Source organism: Actinacidiphila sp. bgisy167 (assembly GCF_965342175.1).
Taxonomy (GTDB): Bacteria; Actinomycetota; Actinomycetes; order Streptomycetales; family Streptomycetaceae; genus Actinacidiphila.
Window position 1 is genome coordinate 1 of the sequence record NZ_CBDRBL010000098.1, and the last position, 22,574, is coordinate 22,574.

The following is a 22,574-nucleotide window of genomic DNA, read 5'->3' on the forward strand; positions in this document are numbered from 1 at the left end:
CGGCGCCTCCGAAAGCAGCGTCGAAAGACGCCGCCGGCGGGTCGAAGTCGTACCTCTTCAGCAGGGATAGGGCCTCCGGCGCGCCGGCGAGGCGGTCCATCCCGGCGTCCTCCCACTCGACCGAGATCGGGCCGTCGTATCCGATCGACCGCAGCATCCGGAACACGTCCTCCCACGGAACGTCGCCGTGCCCGGCCGACACGAAGTCCCAGCCGCGCCGCGGATCGCCCCACGGCAGGTGGGAGCCGAGGCGCCCGTTGCGGCCGTCGAGGCGCTTGCGCGCCTCCTTGCAGTCGACGTGGTAGATGCGGTCCTTGAAGTCCCACAGGAACCCGACGGGGTCGAGGTCCTGCCACACGAAGTGGCTCGGGTCGAAGTTCAGCCCGAAGGCCGGTCGGTGGCCCACAGCTTCCAGCGCGCGGTGCGTCGTCCAGTAGTCGTAGGCGATCTCGGCCGGGTGGACCTCGTGGGCGAAGCGGACCCCTTCGGCGTCGAAGACGTCCAGGATCGGGTTCCACCGCTCGGCGAAGTCCTCGAAGCCGCGCTCGATCATGTGCTCCGGGACCGGCGGGAACATGGCCACCAGATGCCAGATCGACGACCCGGTGAACCCGATGACGGTGCGCACCCCGAAGGCGGCCGCCGCGCGCGCGGTGTCGGCCAGCTCGCGAGCGGCGCGCTGCCGCACGCCCTCCGGCTCGCCGTCGCCCCAGATGCGGGCGGGCAGGATCCCCTTGTGACGCTCGTCGATCGGGTTGTCGCAGACCGCCTGGCCGACGAGGTGGTTGGAGACGGCCCAGCACTTCAGCCCGTACTTGTCGAGCAGCGCCCGCCGCCCGTCCAGATAGGCGGGGTCGGCGAGGGCCTTGTCGACCTCGAAGTGGTCGCCCCAGCAGGCGAGTTCGAGTCCGTCGTAGCCGAAGTCGCGGGCGAGCCGGCAGACCTCCTCCAGAGGCAGGTCGGCCCACTGGCCGGTGAAGAGGGTGAAGGGTCGTGACACGGCGAGGAGCCTCCTCGTTGAGGGGGTGGTCAGGAGGGGACGGGGGTGTAGACGGCGTTCTTCTCGGCGCTCTCCTCCACCGCGGCCAGGACGCGCTGCACCTGCAGCCCGTCGGCGAACGAGGGCGCCGGTGCGACCCCATCGGCGATGCCGACGACGAGGTCGCGCGCCTGGTGGGTGAAGGTGTGCTCGTAGCCGAGCGCGTGGCCGGGCGGCCACCAGGCCTCCAGGTACGGATGGCCCGGCTCGGTCACCAGGATCCGCCGGAAGCCGGCCGATTCCGCAGGCTCGGTGTGGTCGTGGAACTCCAACTCGTTCAGCCGCTCCAGGTCGAAGGCGATCGATCCGCGCTCGCCGTTGATCTCCAGCCGCAGGGCGTTCTTGCGCCCCGAGGCCATCCGGGTGGCCTCGAACGAGGCGAGCGCCCCCGAGGCCAGCCGTCCGGTGAAGACCGCCGCGTCGTCGACCGTGACCGGCCCGAGCCGCCCGCCCCCGGAGCCCGAGAGCCCCGACGACGCGCCGGCCAGCTCGGGCCGCTCCCGCACGAAGGTCTCGGTGAGCGCCGAGACGCCCACCAGGAACTCACCCGCGAGATACTGCGCGAGGTCGACGGCGTGGGCGCCGAGATCCCCCAGGGCCCCGGAGCCCGCGTGCTCGCGCTGCAGCCGCCAGGTCAGCGGGAACCCCGGGTCGACCAGCCAGTCCTGCAGATACGTCACCCGCACATGGCGGATCGTGCCGATGCGCCCGTCAGCGATGAGGCGGCGGGCGTAGGCGACCGCGGGCACCCGCCGGTAGTTGAAGCCCACCATGGCCACCTGCCCGCGGGCGGCCGCCCGCTCGGCCGCCGCGGCCATGACCTCGGCCTCGGCGACCGAGTTGGCCAGCGGCTTCTCGCACAGGACGTGCTTGCCGGCTTCGAGCGCCGCGACGGCGATCTCGGCATGGCTGTCACCGGGGGTGCACACGTCCACGAGGTGGACGTCGTCCCGGTCCACCAGCGCCCGCCAGTCCGTCTCCGCGGCGGCCCAGCCGTGCCGGGCCGCCGCGGCCCGGACGGCGTCCGCGTCACGGCCGCCGATCGCGGCCAGGACGGGCCTCATCGGCAGGTCGAACACGCGGCCCACGGTGCGCCACGCGTGGGAGTGGGTGGCACCCATGAAGGCGTAGCCGACCATGCCGATGCCGAGCGCCGGCGAAGCGGCACCTTCCTGACTGTCTTCCTTGCCGGCCATTTCAGCCATGCCGTTGCTCCTCGTCGGTTGCTCGGTGGGACGGACGGGCGGATCTGTCAGATGAAGCCCGTCGGCAGGTACTCGTCGACGTTCTCCTTGGTGACGACCGCCGAGTAGAGGGTGATCGAGGCCGGGATCTCCAGCTCCGACAACCCTCCGATGCCCTTCTTCTGGCCGAGCGCGCGAGCCACGTCGATGGCGGAGGCGGCCATGGTGGGCGGGTAGAGGACGGTCGCCTTCAGCACGCCGTTGTCGGCCTTGATGGCGTCCATGGCCGACTTGGAACCGGCGCCGCCGACCATGAAGAACTCGTCGCGGCCCGCCTGCGCGATGGCGCGCAGGGCGCCGACGCCCTGGTCGTCGTCGTGGTTCCACAGCGCGTCGAACTGCTTCTGGGCCTGCAGCAGCTGGGCCATCTTGGCCTGGCCGGTCTCGACGGTGAAGTCGGCGGCCTGCCGGGCCACCTTCTTGATGTTCGGGTAGTTCTTCAGCGCGTCGTCGAAGCCCTGGGTGCGCTGCCGGGTCAGCTCCAGGTTGTCGATGCCGGCGAGCTCGACGACCTTGGCGTCGGGCTTGTCCTTGAGCTGCTCGCCGATGTAGCGGCCGGCGTTGAGGCCCATGCCGTAGTTGTCACCGCCGATCCAGCAGCGGTAGGCCTGCGGGGAGGCGAAGATCCGGTCCAGGTTGATCACCGGGATGCCGGCCTTCATGGCCTGCAGACCGACCTGGGTGAGGGCCTTGCCGTCGGCCGGCAGGATGACCAGGACGTCGACCTTCTTGTTGATCAGCGTCTGGATCTGCCCGATCTGGGCGGCGGTGTCGTTGGAGCCCTCGGTGATCTCCAGCGTCACGTCGGAGTACTTCGCCGCGCGGTCCTTGGCGTTCTGGTTGATGGCGTTGAGCCAGCCGTGGTCGGCCTGCGGGCCGGCGAAGCCGATCGTGACCGGGGTGCCGGGCTTGTCGTCGGCGGCCGCCGCCGTGGTGGCGGCCGTGCCGGCCTTCTTCGGCTCGTTGCTGGTGCAGGCGGAGAGTGCCGCTCCGGCGGAGACGGCGGCGGCGCCGAAGAGCAGTCCTCTGCGGCTGGTGACCGGGATTCTTGGCATGGCGGTGAGACCCTTCGGGATAGGGCGTGCGGGCGCGTGCGGGTTGTCGGGTGGAGCCGGGCGCGACGGGCTGGTTCAGCCGTCGCCGTTGCGCACGGTGCTGCGCTGGACCAGGACGGCGGCCACGATGATCGCTCCCTTGGCGATCTGCTGGACGGCGCTCTCCAGGTTGTTGAGGGCGAAGATGTTCTGGATGATGGTGAACACCAGGACGCCGAGGACGGAGCCGACGATCGTGCCGCGGCCGCCGCTGAGCAGCGTGCCGCCGATGATCGCCGCGGCGATGGCGTCGAGTTCGTAGAGGTTGCCGTTGGTGTTCTGGCCCGAGCCGGACAGAATGATCAGCATGAAGGCCGCGATGCCGCAGCACAGCCCGGACAGCAGGTAGAGGAAGAGCCGCTGGCGGCGGACGTCGATGCCGGCGAGGCGGGCCGCCTCGGCGTTGCCGCCGACGGCCACGGTCCGGCGCCCGAACGTCGTCCGGTTCAGCATCAGCCAGCCGATGACGGTGACCGCGGCGAAGACCAGCACCAGCGGCGGGATGCCGAGGATGTAGGTGTCGGGCACGCCGAGGTCGAGCACCGAGTTCACGGTGACGATCTGCGTCTTGCCGTCGGTGATGTACAGGGCGAGCCCGCGCGCCGAGGCGAGCATGGCGAGGGTCGCGATGAACGGCACCATGCCGCCGTAGGCGATGAGCACCCCGTTGACCAGCCCGCAGGCGACGCCGACGACGATCGCGGTGAAGAGGATGCCCGCGAAGCCGTACTCCTGGGTGGCGAGGGTCGTCGCCCACACCGAGGAGAGCGCGACGATCGCGCCGACGGACAGGTCGATGCCCCCGCTGGTGATCACGAACGTCATGCCGACGGTGACGACGCCGATGACGGACGCCTGGGTGAGCACCAGTTGGAGGTTGGAGACGTCCAGGAAGCTGTCGGGCTGCGTGATGCCCCCGACGAGGACGAGGGCGGCGAGGACGCCCAGGAGGGACAGGTTGCGGACGTCGGCGTGGAAACCCAGCGCCGGACGCCGGCCGCCGCCCTTCGTGACGGGATGCGCGTCCGCGGGCGGCGTCGGTGCCTGCGGGGCCTCGGAGGCGGGCTGCGTCATCGGCTCGGGCTCCCTTCCATGACAAGGTCGAGTACGCGGTGTTCGTCCAGCTCCGTCGCGGGCGCCTCGTGCACGACGCGTCCCTCGCGGAGGACCAGCACCCGGTCCGCGAGCCCCAGGACCTCCGGGACCTCGCTGGAGACGAGGAGTACGGCGAGCCCGTCGTCGGCCAGGCGGCGGATCACCGCGTACAGCTCGGCGCGGGCGCCCACGTCGACGCCCCGGGTCGGCTCGTCGAGCAGCAGGACGCGGCAGCCGCGCAGCAGCCAGCGGGCCAGGACGGCCTTCTGCTGGTTGCCGCCCGACAGGGTGCGCACCTGTGCGTCGGGGTTGTCGGGGCGCAGCGACAGCGACCGGGTGGTCTCGCGCGCTGCCCGCCGCTCCTCCCGTCGGTCGAGCCAGCCGGCCCGGGAGAAGCGGGAGAGAGTGGACACCGACACGTTGCGGGTGACGGACTCCAGCATCAGCAGCGCCTGCGCCTTGCGCTCCTCCGGTGCCAGTCCCAGCCCGGCGCTGACAGCCGAGGGGACGCTTCCGGGCTTGAGAGGGCGGCCGTCGACGGTGACCCGGCCGGCGGTGGGCTTCCTGGCGCCGTAGAGCGTCTCGAGGATCTCCGACCGTCCGGAGCCCACGAGCCCGGCGAGCCCGACGATCTCCCCGGGTCGCACCTCCAGGTCGACGGCCGCGAACTCGCCGTCCCGGGCGAGGCCTTCGACCCGCAGGACGGGCTCGCCGGAGCGCGGCTCCGCGGGGCGCGGCGGGAAGACGTACTCGACGTCACGACCGGTCATGAGCGCCACGATCTGGCGGGTGGGCATCGACTTGGCGGGGAGCCCGCCGGCGACCGCGCGGCCGTCCTTCAGGACGGTGACCCGGTCGCCGACGCGGCGGATCTCCTCCAGCCGGTGGGAGATGTAGACGACCGCGACTCCGTCGGCGGTCAACTGCCCGACGATGCGCAGCAGGTTGTCGGTCTCCTCGGGGTCCAGGGCGGCGGACGGCTCGTCCATGACGATGAGGCGCACGTCGTGGGAGAGCGCCCGGGCCATCGAGACGATCTGCTGCTGTGCGGCCGAGAGGTCGCCGACGCGGCGGGCGGGGTCGATCTCGGCGTGGCCGAGCCGGCGCAGCAGGCCGGCGGCCTCGCGGCGCGCGTCGCCGCGGCGCACGACGACCCCGGCGGTGGTCGGTTCGTGGCCGAGGAAGACGTTCTCGGCCACGGACAGCCCTTCGACCAGGTCGAGTTCCTGGTAGATGGTGGCGATGCCGAGCCGCATCGCCGCGATCGGCGACTTCAGCGACACCGGCTCCCCGCGCCAGGTGATCACTCCGCCGTCCGGCTGGTGGGCCCCGGCGAGCACCTTGATGAGGGTGGACTTGCCCGCGCCGTTCTGGCCGAGGAGGCAGTGCACCTCTCCGGCCTGGACGTCCAGGTCGACGCCGTCCAACGCGCGGACACCGGGGAAGGACTTGGTGATGCCGGACATGGTGAGCAGCGGAGCGGCTGTCGGGGGCGGCGGTGCCGGTGGTTCAGGTGCCATGACGATCCCCTCGGCGGGTGCGGGTGACACGTGCGCGTGCGGAGCGTGCAAGTGGAGCCGTGGTGCCGGTGAAGCCGGTGGTGCCGGTGAAGCCGGTGGTGCCGATGAAGCCGGTGGTGCCGGTGAAGCCGGTGGTGCCGATGAAGCCGTGGTACCGGTGAAGCCGTGGTACCGATGAGGCCGGTGGAGCGCTTGGCCGGTGGGCCGGTGCGGTGCTCGGGCGCTGGGGGGGATCAGGCCGGGGAGAACACGTGGTCGCTGATGAGCCGGGCCCCGCCGATCACCCCGGCGGTCGGGCCCAGTTCACCCAGGACGATGGGCAGGTTGCCGGTCGCGAGCGGCAGCGACTGGCGGTAGACCTGGCTGCGGACGGTGGCGAGCAGCGTGTGGCCGAGACCGGTGACGCCGCCGCCGATCACGACCAGCGCGGGGTTGAAGAAGCTGACGAGGCCGGCGATGACCTGCCCGAGGCGGTTGCCCCCCTCGCGGATGAGATCCAGTGCCGCCGCGTCGCCGACCGCGGCCGCCGCGGCGACGTCGACGGCGGACAGCTGCCCGGCCGCCTCCAGCCTGGCCGCGAGGACGGAGGACCGCCCGGACCTGGCCGTCTCCAGGGCGTCCTGGGCGAGCGCGGCGCCGCTGAAGTGGGCTTCCAGACAGCCTTTGTTGCCGCAGGCGCAGGCGCGTCCGTCTGCCTCGACCCGGATGTGGCCGATGTCGCCGGCGCTGCCCGTCACTCCGCGGTGCACCTCGCCACCGACGACGATGCCGCAGCCGATGCCGGTGCCGATCTTGACGCAGAGGAAGTCGCCGACGGAGCGGGCGACCCCGGCGTGCTGCTCACCGAGCGCCATCAGGTTCACGTCGTTGTCGACCATCACGGGGCAGCCCAGTTCCTGGCTGAGCGCCTCCCGGACAGGGAAGCCGTCCCAGCCCGGCATGATCGGCGGGGCGACCGGGACGCCCTCGGGGAAGCGCACCGGCCCCGGCACTCCGATCCCCGCCCCGTCGAAGCCCTCGGCGAGGCCGGCGGCCCTCAGCTTGCCGGCCATGTCGAGGATCCGCTCGAAGACGGCGACCGGACCCTCACGGACGTCCATCGGATGGTTGAGGTGGCCGAGCACCTCCAGTTCGGCGTTGGTGACGGCGACGTCGACCGAGGTGGCGCCGATGTCGACGCCGAGGAAGCGCAGCCCGGGGGCGAGCCTGATGTTGTGGGAACGCCGCCCGCCACGCGAGGCGGCCAGGCCGTCCGCGACGACGAGGCCCGTCTCCAGCAGCCGGTCGACCTCGACGGCGAGCTTGGAACGGGACAGGTCGATCTGGTCCCCCATCTGGGCACGGGAGTTGGGTCCGCCGTCGCGGAGCAGCCGCAGAACCCGCGCCTGGTGCGCGTTCGCGGGTCGAGCTGTCATGCGTCTCACGTGCCCCTCACCTCCCCCGGCCCCGTGGCGTGGGGATACCGGACCGGCCACATGGCTGGTCCCGCTCCATCAGGCTTTCGATGGGAAAGTAGCAGCGACCGTCCAGCAGGGGAAGAAGTTGCGCAGGAATCAGCAAGGTCTTTTTCCGGTTGCAGGACAAAGTCCGGACGTGGGCCGCGCCACCCGCCGTACCGGGGATGCGCACAGCGGCGGAGGTACCCGCGCGGCCCTGACGGAGCCTGGTCAACGGCGGTGAACAGAACCGCACATGAGGGGTGTGCGCGCCGGGGGTGAGGTGCTCGACGCACGCCGAGGGGGGGAGGCGTGGCCGGGGTCTCGACGCGGGCGTCCTGGCCGCGGGAGGTGCGCCCGGCGCCGGGGAGCGGTCAGGCGGAGGAGGGAGGTGCTCGGCAGGAGCGGTCAGGCGGACGTGTCGGCGCGGGCCGCGGCGATGTCGGCGAACTCCTCGATCAGGGGGTCGTGACGGCTGCCGTCCCACGCCAGGAGCACACGGTTGGGACCGATGTCCGCGATCTCGACGTGGGCGAGGTCGGCGCGGGTGTAGTAGGTCGCGGTGGACAGCGGCAGCACGACCACCCCGCGCCCCGCCGCCACGCTCTCGAGCTTCTCCTCGACGGAGCGGAAGGCCGGGGCGGCCGGCCTGCGCTGCGGGTGGGCGGCGGGTTCCCGGGCGATGTCCCGCCACTCGGGGACGGCATCGGGGTCCTGTAGGAGGTGTTCGCCGGCGAGGTCCGCGATGCCGAGGACGGACTTGCCGGCACAGGGGTGGTCCGCGGGCAGGACGGCGACGCGGGGTTCGGTCAGGAGGCTGCGGGTGGCGAGGCCGCGGGTGTCCACGGGCATCCGGACGTAGCCGATGTCGACGCGTCCGTCGAGGATCACCTCCGCCTGGTCGTCCCACGTCGTCCTGACGACCTCGACCGCAAGGTCCGGGTGCCGGCGGGAGATCTCCCGCACGGCACCCGTGACGATCAGTCCCGGCATGAAGCCCACGGTGAAGGAGGCGAGCCCCCGGGTTGCGCGGGCGACGCGCCGCCGGGCCGCGTCTGCGGCGGCCAGGAGCGGTCCGGCGTCGGCGAGGAGCTGCACGCCGGCCGCGGTCAGCTCGGTGCTGCGGCGATCGCGGGAGAACAGCCGCGCCTTGAGTTCGTCCTCCAGCGCCCTGATCTGCCGCGACAGCACGGGCTGCGCGATGTGCAGGCGTTCGGCCGCCCTGCCGAAGTGGAGTTCCTCGGCCACCGCGACGAAGTACCGCAGCTTGCGGAGATCCAGGTCCACGGGCCCCTCCTCGCCTTCTCGCCGGGACGGACACATCCGAGCGTATCCGTCGCGTGGACGCCTTTCAGCGGGCGGGGCTCACGGACGCGCGAGGTCGGCCGTCAGGTCGAGCCGGGTGGGCCGCCAGCCCAGCTCACGGCGGGCCCGGGAGCCGGTGAGCCGCTGGTCGAGGGCGAAGGCCTCCGCGATGGGTCCCATCTGCTCCTCCGCCTCCGCCTCGGTCAGGTGCCGCACCGACCCGGGGCGGCCGATCGCCCCGCTCACCGCGTGGGCGATCTCCAGCTGCGTCGGGTGGTGGTCGCCGACCCCGGCGTAGACGGAGCCGGGCGCGGCGTTCAGGGCCAGCGCGTAGAGCTCGGCGATGTCGTCGACGTGCACGGTCGACCAGTGGTTGGCGCCGTCGCCGACACACGGCACGGAACCGGTGCTCCGGCCGGGGGCCGCGTAGAACGTCTCGACGAGTCCGCCGAGCCGGCCGTGGACCAGCCCGGGCATGACCACGACGGGCCGCTCGCCGGTCGCGGCGCGGGCCAGCACTCGCTTCTCGTTCTCCAGTCGCCACGCGGTGATGCGAGGCGGGGACAGCGGGGCGTCCTCGTCCACGACCCCGTCGGTGTCGCCGTAGACCCACACCCCTCCGGTGTGGACGTACGGGCGGGGCCCGGCGCCGTCCTGCAGTGCCGCGGCCGCGGCACGGTCGACCTCGGCGGTGTCGGGGCCGTAGTGCTGGCCCATGTGGATGACCCCGTCGGCGTCGCCGGCGGCGGCCCGCAGCACGTCCGTCCTGGTCAAGTCCCCCGGCACGGGGACGGCGCCGAGGTCGCGGACGACGCCGGCCGCGTCCTCGCTGCGCGCCAGGGCGACGACCTGGACGCCCCGGCGCACCAGGGCCTGGATGGTGGCCCGGCCGATGTAGCCGGAGCCTCCGGTGAGGAAGACCTTCATGACGCTCGCCTCTCTCGTGGTGTCCTGTGACGCCTTCGAGTCTCGGCGCGGGGCGGGTCGCGGGTCCAAGACCTGTTCCACGCCCTGTGATACCCGCGGGGTATCAGCGTTGAGCCGCGTCGATGAGTTCCTGCAGGCGCAGCCCTCGCCGTGCGTCGAGCCCGCCGGCGCGGCCGGAGCGTACGGCCGCGGCGAACTCGGCGCGCAGCACCGGCCAGCCCTCCTCGTGGTCGATGACGGACGTGTCGTAGACGAGCTCTCCGCCGGAGCCGAGCAGTTCGATCCGGGTGCGGGGCTTCGGCAGCCGGACACTGCCGGAGAGGGAGGCCTGGCTGACCGCCCCGGTCTCGTGCTCGCAGGTGACCTCGACCCATCGCCGGGGGTCGCCGGTGGCGCGGATCGAGGTGATGGGTCCGACAGCCGCGTCGAGGAGGTCGATCAGATGTGGTCCCAGGTCGAGCAGCGCGCCTTGTTCCAGGCGCCAGCCGGTGGCGAACTCCCCGCCGAGAAAGGCGCCGTGCAGGTAGCACGAGCGCGCCCCGGTGATCTCGACCTCCCGCGCGCGCCGCAGGAACGCGCGGGTCTCGGCCTGGTAGCGCTTGGTCAACACCATCTGGGAGACGACCCCGGCCTCCGCGACGGCGTCGGCGACCGCCCGTGCGGAAGCCAGGTCGGGGCCGAGAGGCTTCTCGAGCAGCAGGGCCTTGCCGGCCCTGGCTGCCCTTACGGCGAGTTCGGCCTGGACGGCGGGCGGCACCGCGAAGGCCACGGCCTCGCAGCGGTCGAAGAGTTCCTCGGGGCTGCCGGCTGTCGCCGCGCCGTAGGTGACCGCGATCTCGCGGGCGGCCTCGGCCCGGCGGGACCAGACTGCGGTGAGGCGGGTCTCAGGTCCGGCGGCCAGGATCCGGGCGTGCATGGCACGGGCCCAGGGTCCTGCGCCGATCAGCCCGACCTCGACGGGTGCGGGGGTGTTCACGATGGTGCTCCAGAGTTCCGGTCGGGGGCCTCGGCGGCCAGCCGTTCGTTGGCCTGGTCCGGGGCGTAGAGGTGCTCGACCACCATGGCGGTGGCGCCGGCGAGGGCGGCACGGTCGCCGAGCCGGGAGGTCACGACCTGAAGGTTGCGGGTGGCCCGGGGCAGCGCGCGCTGGTAGAGCAGTTCGCGCACCCCGGTGACGAAGTGGGTCTCGGCGAGGTCTCCGGCGATCATCAGGACACCGGGGTTGATCAGGGTCACGACGGTGACCAGCACCTCTCCGCAGCGCCGGCCGGCCTCGCGGGCCAGCCGCACCGCGTCGGGCTGCCCGGCGTCGAGGTGCTCGCGCACCTGGGCGGCGGACCGCGCGGGGACTCCGAGGGCGCTGAGCTGCCCGGCCAGCGCGCGGCCACTGGCGACTGCGGCGAGGCAGCCCTGGGAGCCGCACATGCACAGGGCGTCGGACCCGTCGTGCAGCCGGATGTGCCCGAGGTCGCCCGCGCCGCCGTCGATCCCGCGGAAGACGGTGCCGTCGATGACGACGCCCGCTCCGATACCGGTGCCCACCTTGACCAGGACGAAGGCCGAGCAGTCGCGCCAGGAGTCGCGCTGTTCGCCCAGGGCCATCAGATTGGCGTCGTTGTCGACCAGGACGGGCACCGAGGCGGGCAGTCCGACGTGCCGGGCGAGCGCCTGCTGCATCCGGGCCGGGACGGGATATCCGTCCCAGCCGGGCATGATCGGGGGCCGGACCACCACGCCGGTGGTCCAGTCGACGGGGCCGGGCACCGACAGGCCGACGCCGCACACCGTGGCCGCGGGTACTCCGGCGGCGGTGACGAGCTCGGCGAACCACTGGCCGAGTTCGTCCAGCACCCGGTCCGGGCCCTGGTCGAGCGCCAGCTTCCCGGTGTGCTCGGCGAGTACCCGCCCGGACAGGTCCAGCACCGCGGCGCGGGCGTAGGTGGTGTCCAGGTCGGCGGCGAGCACGGCGGCGTGGCCGGAGTCGAACTGCAGGTGGGTGGAGGGCCGCCCGCCGGTGGACTGCCCGCCGGGTACGGTGCGCAGCCAGCCGGCGGCGAAGAGCTGGTCCAGCCGCTGGCCGACGGTGGAGCGGGACAGGCCCGTCACGCGTTGGAGCTCCCCACGGGTGGTCGCCTGTCCGGTCCTGATCAGTTCCAGCAGGTGTCCGGCGGTGCTCCAGGGCGTAGCCATCCGTCCTCGGTCCCCCTCGTGTCGGGCCATGGTGCTCAGCTCTTGTCCGCGCCGCTGGTCAGGCCCTCGGTGAGGAGCCGTTCGGCCGCGTAGAAAAGGAGTACCACGGGGATCGTCAACACGACGGAGCCCGCCATGAGTACGGTCTTCGGCACCTCGATCCCGTTGGCGAGCTGCTGCAGCCCGAGGGAGACGGTCCACTTGTCCGGATCGGCGGCGAGGAAGAGCAGCGCGAACAGGAACTCGTTCCATGCGATCATGAAGACGTACAGGCCGGTGGCCATCAACGAGGGCGCGGCAAGGGGCAGGACGACGCGGCGCACGGTCTGCAGACGCGAGGCGCCGTCGAGTGCGGCGGCCTCCTCGATGCTCTTCGGGATGGTCACGAAGTAGTTCTTGAGCATGTAGATGGAGACCGGCACGGTCTGCGCGATATAGACGATCGCGAGGCCGACGAGGCTGCTCTGCAGGCCGATTCGGGCGAAGATCACGAACAGCGGCACCGCGAGCAGCGTCGACGGGAAGAGGTAGACGGCCAGGAACAGCGCGCTGACCTTCTGCCCGCCGAAGAACCGCAACCGGGTGATGGCGTAGGCGCCGGGGACGGACACCAGCAGGGTCAGCAGCATGGAACCGAGCGCCACCAGGGCGGAGTTGCCGAGCATCCGCAGGAATCCCTGGCCGCCGTCGTCCACGGACTTGAGGACGGTGCGGTAGGTGTCGAGGGTGAACTCGGAGGTGCCCACCCACAGCTTGCCAGGATCGAGGAGCAGCTGGTCGATGGGCTTCACCGAGAGCAGCAGCATGTAGTAGAAGGGGAAGATCGTGACGATCGCGAGTGCGGCGATCACCACCCAGCGCAGGACGGCGAAGGTGCGGTCCTCGATCTGCGCGCGACTTGCCATCACGCCTCCTCCTGAACCTTCTTGGCGAAGAACGTGAAGTAGATGCCGAGCAGCACGGCGAGGATCGCCGCCAGGACGAGGGCCTGGGCCGCTGCCGCGCCCACGTCGTAGCGGGCCGTGAGGAAGTCGTAGACGCGCACGGCCACGACGTCGGTGCCCGAGCCGCCGCCCGTGAGGAGGTAGATGTCGTCGAACTTGTTGAAGGTGAGGATGAAGCGGAGCACCGACAGCAGGGCGATGACCGGCATCAGCTGGGGCAGCAGTATGTGGCGGAACCGCTGGGTGAGGGTGGCGCCGTCGACGACTGCGGCCTCCTCGAGGCCCTCAGGTACGGCTTGCAACCGGGCCATCAGGAAGAGGAAGGCGAAGGGGAAGTACCGCCATGTCTCGAAAGCGATCACGGTGAGCAGGGCTATCGGCACGTGGACGTGCCAGCCCAGGAGAGACAGTTCCTGGGACCGGGTCGACAGGAAGGCGACCGGCTCGTCCCAGCCGAACAAGCGGGTGCCGACCTCGTTGACGACACCGAACTGCGGGCTGAGGGCGATCTCCCAGACGAACGTCACCGCGACGACGGGGGCCACGTACGGCAGCAGCATGGTGCCGCGCAGCAGCGCCCGGCCGCGGAAGGGCCTGCGCAGCGCGAGCGCCGCGATCAGCCCGAGGACGATCGAACCCGCTGTGGCTCCTACGGTGTAGAGAAGCGTGGTCCACAGCGAGGTCCAGAAACCGGGAGAGGTGAAGACCTCGCTGAAGTTGCTCCAGGTCCAGTTGGACAGGAAGCCCATGCTCTGGATGTCGACCAGCCTCGCGTGCTGGAAGGCCAGCAGGACGGTCCAGACGATCGGCAGGACCACGACCACCAGGACCACCAGGAGGGTGGGCGAGACGAAGCCGAGTCCGGCCCGGTTCTCCCGCTGGGCCAAGGTCAGGGGGCGCCGGGCCCCGGTGTCCGCGGTGACCGCCGCCGGCGGTCTCGGCTGCTGGGTGCTCTGTACGGTGCTCATCACTGCTTCCTTGAAGGACGAGGCCGGGGGCGGCTCACTGAAGGGACTTCTGCAGGGCCGCGACTTCCTCGCGGGCCTCCTCGGCCGCCTCCTGGGGGGAGGTCTGGCCGGTGGTCATGTCGGCCACCGCCTTGGGGACGGGCAGTTCGCCGATGGTGGCGCCCACCAGTGCGCCCTGGCCTTGTGTGATGCCCCAGCGCTTCATGTTGCTGACGCCGGCGGCGAGCTCGTCGAGCAACTGGGGTGAGAAGACCGACTGCATGGGCTTCTTGGTGTCCACGCCGATGTCGCTGGCACGCCAGGCCTTGAGGTACTTCTGCGGGTCGTCGGGGGTTCCGGCCCGGACCGGGATCTTTCCTTCGGGGGCCATGCCGAACCAGCCCTGGTAGCCGTCGCCCATCATGTACCGGATGAACTTCTCCGAGGCGGCGGTCTCGGCGGTCTTGGTCACCACCCAGGAGGAGATCTCACCGAACTGGGCGGGCTTGGCGCCGTCAGGTCCGCTCAGCGCCGTGACGATACCGCTGTTCTCCGACAGGTACTGCGGGTCCTTCTTGCATTGGGCGCAGCTGGGGAGGGCGTCGCCGCGCAGACCGGCCAGCTCGTCGAGGAGGAAGGTGGACCAGACGATCATGGAGGAGCGACCGGCGAAGTAGACGGCGCGCGTGGTGTCCACGGTCTGGGTGCCCGGGGCGCCGTAGTCGTCGGCGAGCTTGTCGTACGTGTCGAAGGCCCGGGCGCACTGGGGGCTGCCGAGAGTCACGTCGCCCTTGGAGTCGGCGAGTTCGCAGCCGTTGGCGAGGGCGAGGTCCTCGAAGCTCTGCTGGGTGAAGACGTCACCCGGGTCTGTGGACAGCGAGATGCCGCTCGTGCCGCCGCTGTTGAGCTTCCGGGCGGCGTCGAGCATCGCGTCGTAGGTGTCGGGGACCCGGAGCCCGGCCTTGGCGAAGAGATCCTTGCGGTAGACGAGGATCTGCATCCAGGCGTCGCTGGGCACGCCGAGGCGGGTGGCGCCGTCTGCGGTCAGTTCGAGGGCGTTGGCGTTGAAGGTGGCGGGCCCCAGATCGTCGACGATCTTCTTGGTGGCGTCGGTGTTCAGCAGGCCGTTGGTGTACATCTGCCAGACCGGCGCGAGGGGTATGCCGCCGATGACGTCGGGGAGGGTGCCCGCGGCGGCGGCCGACATGATCAGCTGCGGCAGCTGCCCCTCGTCGACCCCCACCAGGTTCACCTTCACACCGCTGCTCTTCTCGAAGGTGGCGATGGTCTTCTTCGTCGCCTCCACACGGTCGGTGAGGTTCTCCAGACTCCAGACGGTGATCTTGTTGTCGGGCTTGCCGGGGTCCTGTGCCGCGCACCCGGACATCAGCCCCACCCCCAATGCGGCGGCCAAGCCGCCCGCCAGCGCCCTCGACCGTCGGGACCACATGCGCATCAACCGTCCTCACATCAGCCTCGCGTTACGTACGCGTTGCATCAGAGCACCACTTTTGCTTGTTGACAAGACTTAAGTCTCGGATATCTTCGACGTAAGTCAGTCATCGACGGCTGAACGGACCGCATAACCGATCTTTCCGGAGTCCCTGTGGAACGCGTCGTCCAGTTCACCGGCCCCCGTCAGGTGGAGGTCGCCCCGAGCGAGTCGGCTCCCCTGCCCCCCGGCCATCTGCGCGTACGAACCCGGTACTCCGGCATATCCGCGGGTACCGAGCTCACCGCCTACCGCGGCACCAACCCGTATCTGACGCGCACCTGGGACGCGGAGGCGCGCCTGTTCCGCGAGGGCGCGGCCGGCATCGAGTACCCCGTGGCGGGCTGGGGGTACTCCGAGGTCGGCGAGGTGACGGAGGTCTCACCGGAGCTCACGGACCTGCCCGGCATGCCGGCTGTCGGCGAGCTCGTGTGGGGCATCTGGGGCCATCGCAGCGAGGGCGTCGTGCCCGCAGAGCGCATGGTCGGGCACGTCCTGCCGACCGGCCTGGAGCCCCTGGCCGGTGCCTTCGCCCGCGTGGGGGCGATCGCGTACAACGCCGTCCTCGGCGCGGACATCCACCTCGGCGAGGACGTCGCCGTCTTCGGCCAGGGAGTCATCGGGCTTCTCACCACCCGGCTCGCCCAGTTGAACGGCGCTCGCGTCACCGCCGTCGACGCGCTCGACGTCCGCCTCGCCAAGGCCGGGGAGTACGGCGCTGCGAGCACGCTCAACGCCCGTACCGACGCGGTCGCGGAGCGGATCCGCTCCGCGACCGACGGCCGCGGAGCGGACGTCGCCATCGAGATCAGCGGCGCCTACCCGGCCCTGCACGACGCCCTGCGCTCGGTCGCGGTCGGCGGCCGGGTCGTGGCCTCCGGCTTCTACCAGGGCGACGGCGTGGGCCTGCGACTCGGCGACGAGTTCCACCACAACCGCGTCCAGCTGATCTGCTCCCAGATCGGCGGGGTCCCGCCGCAGCTCAGCGGGCGCTGGACCGTCGAGCGCCTGCAGCAGACCTTCCTGCGGCTGGTCGCCGAGGGCCACGTCGACGTGCGGTCCCTCGTCAGCCATGTCGTCCCGGTCGCCGACGCGGCCGAAGCCTACGTCCTGCTGGATGAGCGTCCCGCCGACGCGCTCCAGGTCGTCCTGGAGTTCTGAGAGGCCCCTCGATCATGTTCAAGACCGCTTGCCAGGAACAGCTGCTGCCCGGTGACACCCTCCAGCAGAAGTGGGAGTTCGCCCAGGAGGCCGGCTACGACGCCATCGAACTGCGCGGGAAGGGCGACTTCCACTTCCGCGACCGGCTCCCCGAGTTGCGCAGGGCCCAGGCCGACGGTGTCGTCATGCCGACCGTCTGCGTCGACATGCTGCACTTCTTCGGCGCCTTCGACCCCGACCTGCGCCGCGACGCCGTGGCGCAGATGAAGTCGCAGCTCAGCGTCATCGCAGAACTCGGCGGGCGCGGCGCGCAAACACCCGCCTCGTACGGCATGTTCTCGCGTCGGCTGCCGCCCTTCGAGCCGCCGCGTAGCGAGGAGGAGGACCGCGAGGTGCTCCTGACCGGACTGACGGAGCTGGGCGAGCACGCCCGCGCCGAGGGTGTCACGCTCTTCCTGGAGCCCCTCAACCGCTACGAGGACCATATGGTCAACCGGCTGGAGCAGGCCGCTGACCTCATCCGCGCCGTGGGTCTGGACTCGGTGCGCATCGGCATCGACAGCTACCACATGAACATCGAGGAGACCGACCCCGCGGCGGCGATCCTGGCCGTGGCGCCGCTGATCGGCCACGCCCAGGTCAGCGACTCCAACCGCTTCCAGCCCGGCGCCGGCCACCTGGACTGGCCGGCCTGGCTCGGGGCGCTGGACGCCGCCGGGTACGACGGCTACCTGGCCGCGGAGTGCCGTCTCACCGGAGACCCGGCCGACGCCGTGCGCTCCGTCCCCGCGTTCCTCCACCGGGCCGCCGGATGACGGCCGTCCTCGAACCTGCCCTGCGGTCCCCGGGCCACGAGGAAAAGGGGGACGCCGAGCTGCGCCGGGCCGCCGCGCGCGTCCTGCTCTCCAACTGGACGGGCGCGGCGACCGTTCCCTCGCGTACCCTCTACCCGCACCAGTGGAGCTGGGACTCCGCCTTCATCGCCATCGGGCTGGCACGGCTCGCCCCGCGTCGCGCCCAGCGGGACCTGGAGACCCTGCTGGGGGCGCAGTGGGGGGACGGCCGCGTCCCGCACATCGTCTTCAACCCGTCGGTGCCCCTGGACGCCTACTTCCCCAGCCCCGACTTCTGGCGCAGTTCGAGCGCGGGCACCGCTTCCGGCGCGCCAGCGGACATCGAGACCTCCGGCATCGTCCAACCTCCGGTGCACGCCCTCGCCGTCTGGCAGGCGCACCTCGCGGACCCGGCCGAGTCCCGGCGCCGCGGCTTCCTGCGCCGGATGTACCCCCGGCTCGCCGCCTGGCACCGCTACCTCGCGACCTCGCGCGACCTCGGCGGGGGCGGGCTGGCGGCCGTGGTGCACCCCTGGGAGCCGGGCCTGGACAACAGCCCGGTGTGGGACACGGCGCTCGCAAGGGTGGAACCGGCACCGCCGAGGTCCTTCCGCAGGGCGGACCTCGACCACAGCGCGGCCGCCGACCGCCCCACCGACCTCGACTACGGCCGCTATGTGCGACTCGCGGCCGACTACCGCGACCACGGTTACGACGACGCGCGCACCCCGCACGCCTTCGCGCTCGAGGACCCGTGCTTCAACGCCCTTCTCATCGCCTCCGAGCACGCCCTCGCCGAGATCGCCGCGGCGACCGGCGCCGACCCCGGACCGCACCGCCGCAAGGCCGCCGAGGTCACGGCCGCCCTGGTCGAGCGGCTGTGGGACCCCGCCGCGGGCATCTTCCTCGCCCGTGACCTGACGACCGGTGCCGCCGCCGGCGGCCACAGCGTCGCGGGACTCGTACCACTGATCGTGCCCGGCCTGCCGGACTCCGTCGCGCAGTCGCTCATCGCGACGGCGCACGGCGAACGCTTCCGGCTCGGGCGGGTGCACCTGGTGCCGAGCTACGACCTCACCGCCCCCGAGTACGACGGCAACCGCTACTGGCGGGGCCCGGGTTGGTTCAACACCGCCTGGCTCGTCCACCGCGGCCTGCGGCAGCACGGTGCGGCCGAAGCGGCCGACGCCCTGCGCGAGCAGGCGCTGGCCGACGCCTACCGCACCGGCTTCGCCGAGTACGTCGAACCGCACAGCGGCCAGGGCCGCGGCATCCGCCACTTCAGCTGGACCGCCGCCCTGGCCCTGGACCTGCTGCATTGGACACCGCAAGGAGAGCCCTCCCGATGACCGTCGAACGCCTGCTGGTCCACCGCGGCACCTTCGCCTCCACCAGCCGCTCCGGCGACATCACCGGCCGCCGCGGTGACACCCCGGACGGCCTCTTCCTGCGTGACGCCCGGCACCTGAGCCGCTGGCGACTCACCGTGGACGGCGTCGCGCCGTCCCTGCTGACGTCCTCCGACGACGGTTGCGTGCTCACCCCGGAGGGCGGCCGGGACGAGCCGCCCGCGTACTCGCTCTTCCGCCGGCAGGCCGTCGACACCGGCTCACTCACCGAGCGCTTGCGCGTCGTCAGCAACCGCGCGGAACCCGCCACGGTGGAGATCGCGTTGGAGGTGGACGCGGACTTCGCCGACCAGTTCGAGCTGCGGGGGGACCACCGGCGCTACGACAAGGCCGACGGGCGGCGCACCGCCGCGGACCGGAACGACGGTGTCACCTTCCGCTACCGGCGCGGCGCGGACTGGGACGCCCGCACCACCGTCACCGCCTCCCCCACCCCCGCCTCCGTCCGCCCGCTGGAGCCCCAGGGCACCGCACGCCTGCTGACCTGGCGGCTGACACTGCCCGGCCACGGTGCGACCGAGCTCGCTCTGAGCGTCCGGGCGGTCCCCCACGGCGCCGCGGAGCCGCCCGCTCCCCCGCACCCGATGGCGGTCCGCAACCGTCATGCCGCCGAGGAGGACTGCTTCGTCCAGGCGCGGCCGCGACCGCGTTCGCTCACCCACTGGGACGAGCTCGCCCGTGCCTGCGCGGCGGGGCTGGCCGATCTGGCCCGGCTGCGCGTACCGGCGACGGGCCCGGCGGACGAGCCACTGCTGGTGCCCGCGGCCGGCATCCCCTGGTTCCTCACTCTCTTCGGCCGCGACTCCCTGCTGACATCGCTGTTCGCCCTGCCGTACCGGCCGGAACTGGCCGCCGACACGCTCCTCGCCCTCGCCGCCACCCAGGGCACCCGGTACGACACGGACCGCCTCGAGCAGCCGGGAAGGATCGTGCACGAGGTCAGGCACGGCGAACTCGCCCACTTCCGGCAGGTGCCGTACGGCCGCTACTACGGCAGCGTCGACGCCACGCCGCTGTTCCTGGTGCTGCTGGAGGCGCACAGCGCGGCCACCGGCGATCCGGGGCTCGCCCGGCGCCTGGAGCCGCACGCCCGGGCCGCGGTGGAGTGGATGTTCCGCGACGGCGGACTGGGCGGCGGCTACCTCCGCTACACCTCCGACGCCGCGCGCGGCGGGCTGGCGCACCAGAACTGGAAGGACTCCGAAGGGGCCATCTGCTTCGCCGACGGCCGCCACCCCAAGGGCGCGCTCGCGGTCGCCGAGGTCCAGGGCTACGCCTACGACGCCCTGGTGCGCACCGCGCGCCTGGCCCGCACCGTCTGGGGCGACGCCGGTGAGGCGGACCGGCTCGAGAAGGCCGCGGCGGACCTGCGGGAACGGTTCCGCCGGGACTTCTGGATGACCGGCCCGGACTTCCCCGCCCTCGCCCTGGACGGCGAGGGCCGGCAGGTCGACGCCCTCGCCTCGGACGCAGGTCACCTGCTCTGGTCCGGCATCCTCGACTCAGCCGACGCGCGGACGGTGGGCCGGCGTCTGCTGGAGCCCGACTTCTTCTCCGGCTGGGGGGTGCGCACCCTCGCGGCGGGGCAGGCCCCGTACCACCCGCTGTCGTACCACCGCGGCAGTATCTGGCCGCACGACAACGCGGTCGTCGTGCTGGGTCTGGCGCGCAGCGGTCTGGCGGAGGAGGCCTCCCGGATCGCCCACGGCCTGGTCCAGGCGGCCGCGGCGCACGACTGGCGCCTCCCGGAGGTGATGGCCGGGTACGGACGGGACGAGCACCCGGTGCCGGTGCCGTACCCGCACTCCTGCTCACCCCAGGCGTGGGCGGCGGCCACGCCCCTGGCACTGCTCACCGCGCTGGGCGGCGCGAGCCAGGCGGTGCGCTGAGCCGCGCGGCACCGCGACGGCCCTGGGGTCCTTGATCGTCGCGGCGCGGACGGGGCCCTCACGGCGCCGGAAGCCGTGAGGGCCCCGGCTCAGGGGGTGAAGTCGGTGGACAGTGCGAGCTCGCGCCATGCCTCGATGTCGCGGGCGACGCCGTCGACCTTGTCCTCCACCTCGACCAGGCTGGCCTTGCCCAGCGGGATCCGTGCCGGCATCCGCGCCGCGCGGGCCACGGTGATGATGGCGGCCGCCGCCCTCACCGGGTCGCCGTCCTGGGCGTGGTTACTGGCGTCGGCCCAGTCGCGCATGGTCCCCGCGCTCTGCTGGTAGTCCTCGATGACCCGCGCGGTGCGGCGCAGGGAGGAGGAGTCCAGGAAGTCCGTCCGGAACGGGCCGGGCTCGACGGCCGTCGCCTGGATGCCGAGCGGCGCGAGCTCCAGTCGCAGGGACTCGGTCACCGCCTCGACGGAGAACTTGGTCGCGCAGTACAGGCCCCAGCCGGCCCAGCCGACGAAACCGCCGACGGAGCTGAGGTTGACGATCCGTCCCGACAGCTGTGCCCGCATCACGGGCAGGACGGCACGGGTCACCGTCAGCAGTCCGAAGAGGTTCGTGTCGAACACCGCGCGCGCCTCCGCGTCGCTGGTCTCCTCCACCGCGCCGAGCAGGCCCCGGCCGGCGTTGTTGACGAGGACGTCGATGGTGCCGAAGCGCTCCACCGCGGCCTCGACGGCGGCCCCCGCCTGCGCCTCGTCGTTCACGTCGAGGGGCAGGACCAGCAGCCGGTCGGCGCCGGCGGCCAGGGCGTCCGCCGCGACGCGCGGGGTGCGGGCGGTCGCCACGACATCGTCGCCCTGCTCGAGGGCCTGCCGGGCGATCTCCAGGCCGAAGCCTCGGGAGGCGCCGGTGATGAACCATGTCGTCATGTGAGGTGCTCCTCATGATCGCTGCGAGTCATCGGGTCAACGCCTCCCAGCGTCGGCCCGCCGTGCAGCGGGAGCCAGGGAAGGGTCAGCCTGGGCGGCGGCTGCCTGGGACCGGCGGTACCAGGCGGGCTCAGCCGGTCGTCGGCCGGTCCTGGTCACGAACGCACGGCCGCGGGGCTCGCCGACCAGGTGGCCAGGAAGCGCAGCGCCTGGTGGGCGGGGGTGCCGGGCTCCGCGGTGTAGACGAAGACGGTCTGGTCGGGGTCGTCGCCCACGACGAGGCTCTGGAAGTCGAGCGTCATGGTGCCGGCCACCGGGTGCCGGAAGGTCTTCGATCCGGCGGCCCTGGTCCGCACCCTGTGGTCCGACCACCAGCGGCGGAAGTCGGCGTCGGCCTCGGCGAGTTCGTCCACCAGAGCCGTGAGCCGCAAGTCCTGCGGGTCGCGCGCCGCGCCCATCCGGAGGTAGGCGACGCACTCGCGGGCGACGGTCCGCCAGTCGTCGTACAGCTCGCGGAAGGCAGGGTCCAGGAACGCCATCAGCACCAGGTTGCGCCGCGCTTCGGGTACGGCCGAGAAGTCGGTGAGCAGCGCCCTGCCCAGCGCGTTCCAGCCCAGCACGTCCATCCGGTGGTCCAGCACCAGGGCGGGATACTCCCGCAGCCCGTCGAGCAGGGTCTGCGTCTGCGGGCGGATGCGGCCCTGCGCGGAGGAGGACGGTGTGGGGGCGAGGGACGCGGAGCCGGCCGCGGCGACCCGCAGCAGGTAGTCACGCTCGTCGGGCCGCAGCCGCAGCGCCCTCGCGAGCGACTCCAGCACCACCGTCGACACATGCACCGTACGGCCCTGCTCCAACCGCACCACGTAGTCCACGCTCACGTTCGCCAACTGCGCCAGTTCCTCCCGCCGCAGCCCCGGGACCCGACGGTGTCGCCCGTCGTCGGGCAGGCCCACGTCGCTCGGGTTCACCCGGGAACGGCACGCGCGCAGGAAGTCACCCAGCGTGGTGTTCGACACGTTCCGCTGACTCATATGTCGATTATGGGCGCTACGCGGCGGTACCGCGGGGCCGGCGGCGGAGGCCTCGGGAGCCGTGCCGGGGGTGTCGCAGTGGGTCCGGGCGACGG

The 22,574-nt window shown here is 72.1% G+C and carries 19 protein-coding genes; 4 read left to right on the top strand and 15 right to left on the bottom strand.

Features of this window, described 5'->3' with window-relative positions:
• The 13 genes from ACRWND_RS27030 to ACRWND_RS27090 all read right to left on the bottom strand — a co-directional run.
• Positions 1 to 1,000, bottom strand: a 1,000-nt coding sequence (locus tag ACRWND_RS27030; protein WP_431953861.1) for a sugar phosphate isomerase/epimerase family protein, incomplete at its 3' end; no start/stop codon positions are given.
• A gap of 29 nt (positions 1,001 to 1,029) precedes the next feature.
• A complete protein-coding gene (locus ACRWND_RS27035) occupies positions 1,030 to 2,244 on the bottom strand; it encodes a Gfo/Idh/MocA family protein (RefSeq protein ID WP_431953863.1) in 1,215 nt (404 codons plus the stop codon).
• Between the two features lie 47 nt (positions 2,245 to 2,291).
• Positions 2,292 to 3,329 (bottom strand): substrate-binding domain-containing protein, encoded by a 1,038-nt coding sequence (locus ACRWND_RS27040; protein WP_431953897.1) that lies wholly within the window; start codon positions 3,327 to 3,329, stop codon positions 2,292 to 2,294.
• Positions 3,330 to 3,413: 84 nt separating this feature from the next.
• Entirely contained in the window at positions 3,414 to 4,451 is a 1,038-nt protein-coding gene (locus ACRWND_RS27045; RefSeq protein WP_431953865.1) for an ABC transporter permease, read from the bottom strand.
• On the bottom strand, positions 4,448 to 5,992 hold the full coding sequence (locus ACRWND_RS27050) for a sugar ABC transporter ATP-binding protein (RefSeq protein WP_431953867.1): 1,545 nt from the start codon (positions 5,990 to 5,992) through the stop codon (positions 4,448 to 4,450). Before ACRWND_RS27050 ends, ACRWND_RS27045 begins: the two co-directional genes overlap by 4 nt.
• 233 nt (positions 5,993 to 6,225) lie before the next feature.
• Entirely contained in the window at positions 6,226 to 7,407 is a 1,182-nt protein-coding gene (locus ACRWND_RS27055; protein WP_431953869.1) for an ROK family protein, read from the bottom strand.
• A 429-nt stretch (positions 7,408 to 7,836) separates the two neighbouring features.
• Positions 7,837 to 8,715: a LysR family transcriptional regulator gene (locus ACRWND_RS27060; RefSeq protein ID WP_431953871.1), complete on the bottom strand. Its 879-nt coding sequence runs from the start codon at positions 8,713 to 8,715 to the stop codon at positions 7,837 to 7,839.
• A gap of 78 nt (positions 8,716 to 8,793) precedes the next feature.
• A complete protein-coding gene (locus tag ACRWND_RS27065) occupies positions 8,794 to 9,660 on the bottom strand; it encodes an NAD-dependent epimerase/dehydratase family protein (protein ID WP_431953873.1) in 867 nt (288 codons plus the stop codon).
• Positions 9,661 to 9,763: 103 nt separating this feature from the next.
• A complete protein-coding gene (locus ACRWND_RS27070; protein WP_431953875.1) occupies positions 9,764 to 10,636 on the bottom strand; it encodes a Gfo/Idh/MocA family protein in 873 nt (290 codons plus the stop codon).
• Entirely contained in the window at positions 10,633 to 11,850 is a 1,218-nt protein-coding gene (locus ACRWND_RS27075; RefSeq protein ID WP_431953877.1) for an ROK family protein, read from the bottom strand. The genes ACRWND_RS27070 and ACRWND_RS27075 overlap by 4 nt, the downstream gene beginning before the upstream one ends.
• Before the next feature lie 35 nt (positions 11,851 to 11,885).
• On the bottom strand, positions 11,886 to 12,755 hold the full coding sequence (locus tag ACRWND_RS27080) for a carbohydrate ABC transporter permease (protein WP_431953879.1): 870 nt from the start codon (positions 12,753 to 12,755) through the stop codon (positions 11,886 to 11,888).
• Positions 12,755 to 13,762 carry a carbohydrate ABC transporter permease gene (locus tag ACRWND_RS27085; RefSeq protein WP_431953881.1) on the bottom strand — a complete coding sequence of 336 codons (1,008 nt, stop codon included), beginning with the start codon at positions 13,760 to 13,762 and terminating at the stop codon, positions 12,755 to 12,757. The genes ACRWND_RS27080 and ACRWND_RS27085 overlap by 1 nt, the downstream gene beginning before the upstream one ends.
• Before the next feature lie 34 nt (positions 13,763 to 13,796).
• The gene (locus ACRWND_RS27090) at positions 13,797 to 15,197 is read right to left on the bottom strand and encodes an ABC transporter substrate-binding protein (RefSeq protein WP_431953883.1); all 1,401 of its coding nucleotides are present in this window, start codon (positions 15,195 to 15,197) and stop codon (positions 13,797 to 13,799) included.
• 150 nt (positions 15,198 to 15,347) lie between these two features.
• On the opposite strand from ACRWND_RS27090, the gene ACRWND_RS27095 reads away from it, so the two are divergent.
• The 4 genes from ACRWND_RS27095 to ACRWND_RS27110 are packed head-to-tail and all read left to right on the top strand — an operon-like array spanning position 15,348 to position 20,525.
• Entirely contained in the window at positions 15,348 to 16,394 is a 1,047-nt protein-coding gene (locus ACRWND_RS27095) for a zinc-dependent alcohol dehydrogenase (protein WP_431953885.1), read from the top strand.
• A 14-nt stretch (positions 16,395 to 16,408) separates the two neighbouring features.
• Positions 16,409 to 17,209, top strand: a complete 801-nt coding sequence (locus ACRWND_RS27100; protein WP_431953887.1) for a sugar phosphate isomerase/epimerase family protein — start codon at positions 16,409 to 16,411, stop codon at positions 17,207 to 17,209.
• Positions 17,206 to 18,576, top strand: a complete 1,371-nt coding sequence (locus ACRWND_RS27105) for an MGH1-like glycoside hydrolase domain-containing protein (protein ID WP_431953889.1) — start codon at positions 17,206 to 17,208, stop codon at positions 18,574 to 18,576. The genes ACRWND_RS27100 and ACRWND_RS27105 overlap by 4 nt, the downstream gene beginning before the upstream one ends.
• Positions 18,573 to 20,525, top strand: a complete 1,953-nt coding sequence (locus tag ACRWND_RS27110; protein WP_431953891.1) for an amylo-alpha-1,6-glucosidase — start codon at positions 18,573 to 18,575, stop codon at positions 20,523 to 20,525. The genes ACRWND_RS27105 and ACRWND_RS27110 overlap by 4 nt, the downstream gene beginning before the upstream one ends.
• A gap of 89 nt (positions 20,526 to 20,614) precedes the next feature.
• On the opposite strand, the gene ACRWND_RS27115 is transcribed toward ACRWND_RS27110, so the two are convergent.
• Both ACRWND_RS27115 and ACRWND_RS27120 read right to left on the bottom strand, forming a co-directional pair.
• Positions 20,615 to 21,448, bottom strand: coding sequence for an oxidoreductase (locus tag ACRWND_RS27115; RefSeq protein ID WP_431953893.1), 834 nt, complete (start codon positions 21,446 to 21,448; stop codon positions 20,615 to 20,617).
• A gap of 155 nt (positions 21,449 to 21,603) precedes the next feature.
• Positions 21,604 to 22,479, bottom strand: coding sequence for a helix-turn-helix transcriptional regulator (locus tag ACRWND_RS27120; RefSeq protein ID WP_431953895.1), 876 nt, complete (start codon positions 22,477 to 22,479; stop codon positions 21,604 to 21,606).
• Positions 22,480 to 22,574 lie beyond the last annotated feature (95 nt).

What these genes read in the sequence shown, in the direction of transcription:
- ACRWND_RS27035 (WP_431953863.1), bottom strand. Translation starts at nt 2,244, where the DNA reads ATGGCTGAAATGGCCGGCAAGGAAGACAGTCAGGAAGGTGCCGCTTCG.
- ACRWND_RS27075 (WP_431953877.1), bottom strand. Translation starts at nt 11,850, where the DNA reads ATGGCTACGCCCTGGAGCACCGCCGGACACCTGCTGGAACTGATCAGG.
- ACRWND_RS27110 (WP_431953891.1), top strand. Translation starts at nt 18,573, where the DNA reads ATGACCGTCGAACGCCTGCTGGTCCACCGCGGCACCTTCGCCTCCACC.
- ACRWND_RS27050 (WP_431953867.1), bottom strand. Translation starts at nt 5,992, where the DNA reads ATGGCACCTGAACCACCGGCACCGCCGCCCCCGACAGCCGCTCCGCTG.
- ACRWND_RS27090 (WP_431953883.1), bottom strand. Translation starts at nt 15,197, where the DNA reads ATGCGCATGTGGTCCCGACGGTCGAGGGCGCTGGCGGGCGGCTTGGCC.
- ACRWND_RS27085 (WP_431953881.1), bottom strand. Translation starts at nt 13,762, where the DNA reads ATGAGCACCGTACAGAGCACCCAGCAGCCGAGACCGCCGGCGGCGGTC.
- ACRWND_RS27105 (WP_431953889.1), top strand. Translation starts at nt 17,206, where the DNA reads ATGACGGCCGTCCTCGAACCTGCCCTGCGGTCCCCGGGCCACGAGGAA.
- ACRWND_RS27055 (WP_431953869.1), bottom strand. Translation starts at nt 7,407, where the DNA reads ATGACAGCTCGACCCGCGAACGCGCACCAGGCGCGGGTTCTGCGGCTG.
- ACRWND_RS27100 (WP_431953887.1), top strand. Translation starts at nt 16,409, where the DNA reads ATGTTCAAGACCGCTTGCCAGGAACAGCTGCTGCCCGGTGACACCCTC.
- ACRWND_RS27120 (WP_431953895.1), bottom strand. Translation starts at nt 22,479, where the DNA reads ATGAGTCAGCGGAACGTGTCGAACACCACGCTGGGTGACTTCCTGCGC.
- ACRWND_RS27080 (WP_431953879.1), bottom strand. Translation starts at nt 12,755, where the DNA reads ATGGCAAGTCGCGCGCAGATCGAGGACCGCACCTTCGCCGTCCTGCGC.
- ACRWND_RS27065 (WP_431953873.1), bottom strand. Translation starts at nt 9,660, where the DNA reads ATGAAGGTCTTCCTCACCGGAGGCTCCGGCTACATCGGCCGGGCCACC.
- ACRWND_RS27115 (WP_431953893.1), bottom strand. Translation starts at nt 21,448, where the DNA reads ATGACGACATGGTTCATCACCGGCGCCTCCCGAGGCTTCGGCCTGGAG.
- ACRWND_RS27045 (WP_431953865.1), bottom strand. Translation starts at nt 4,451, where the DNA reads ATGACGCAGCCCGCCTCCGAGGCCCCGCAGGCACCGACGCCGCCCGCG.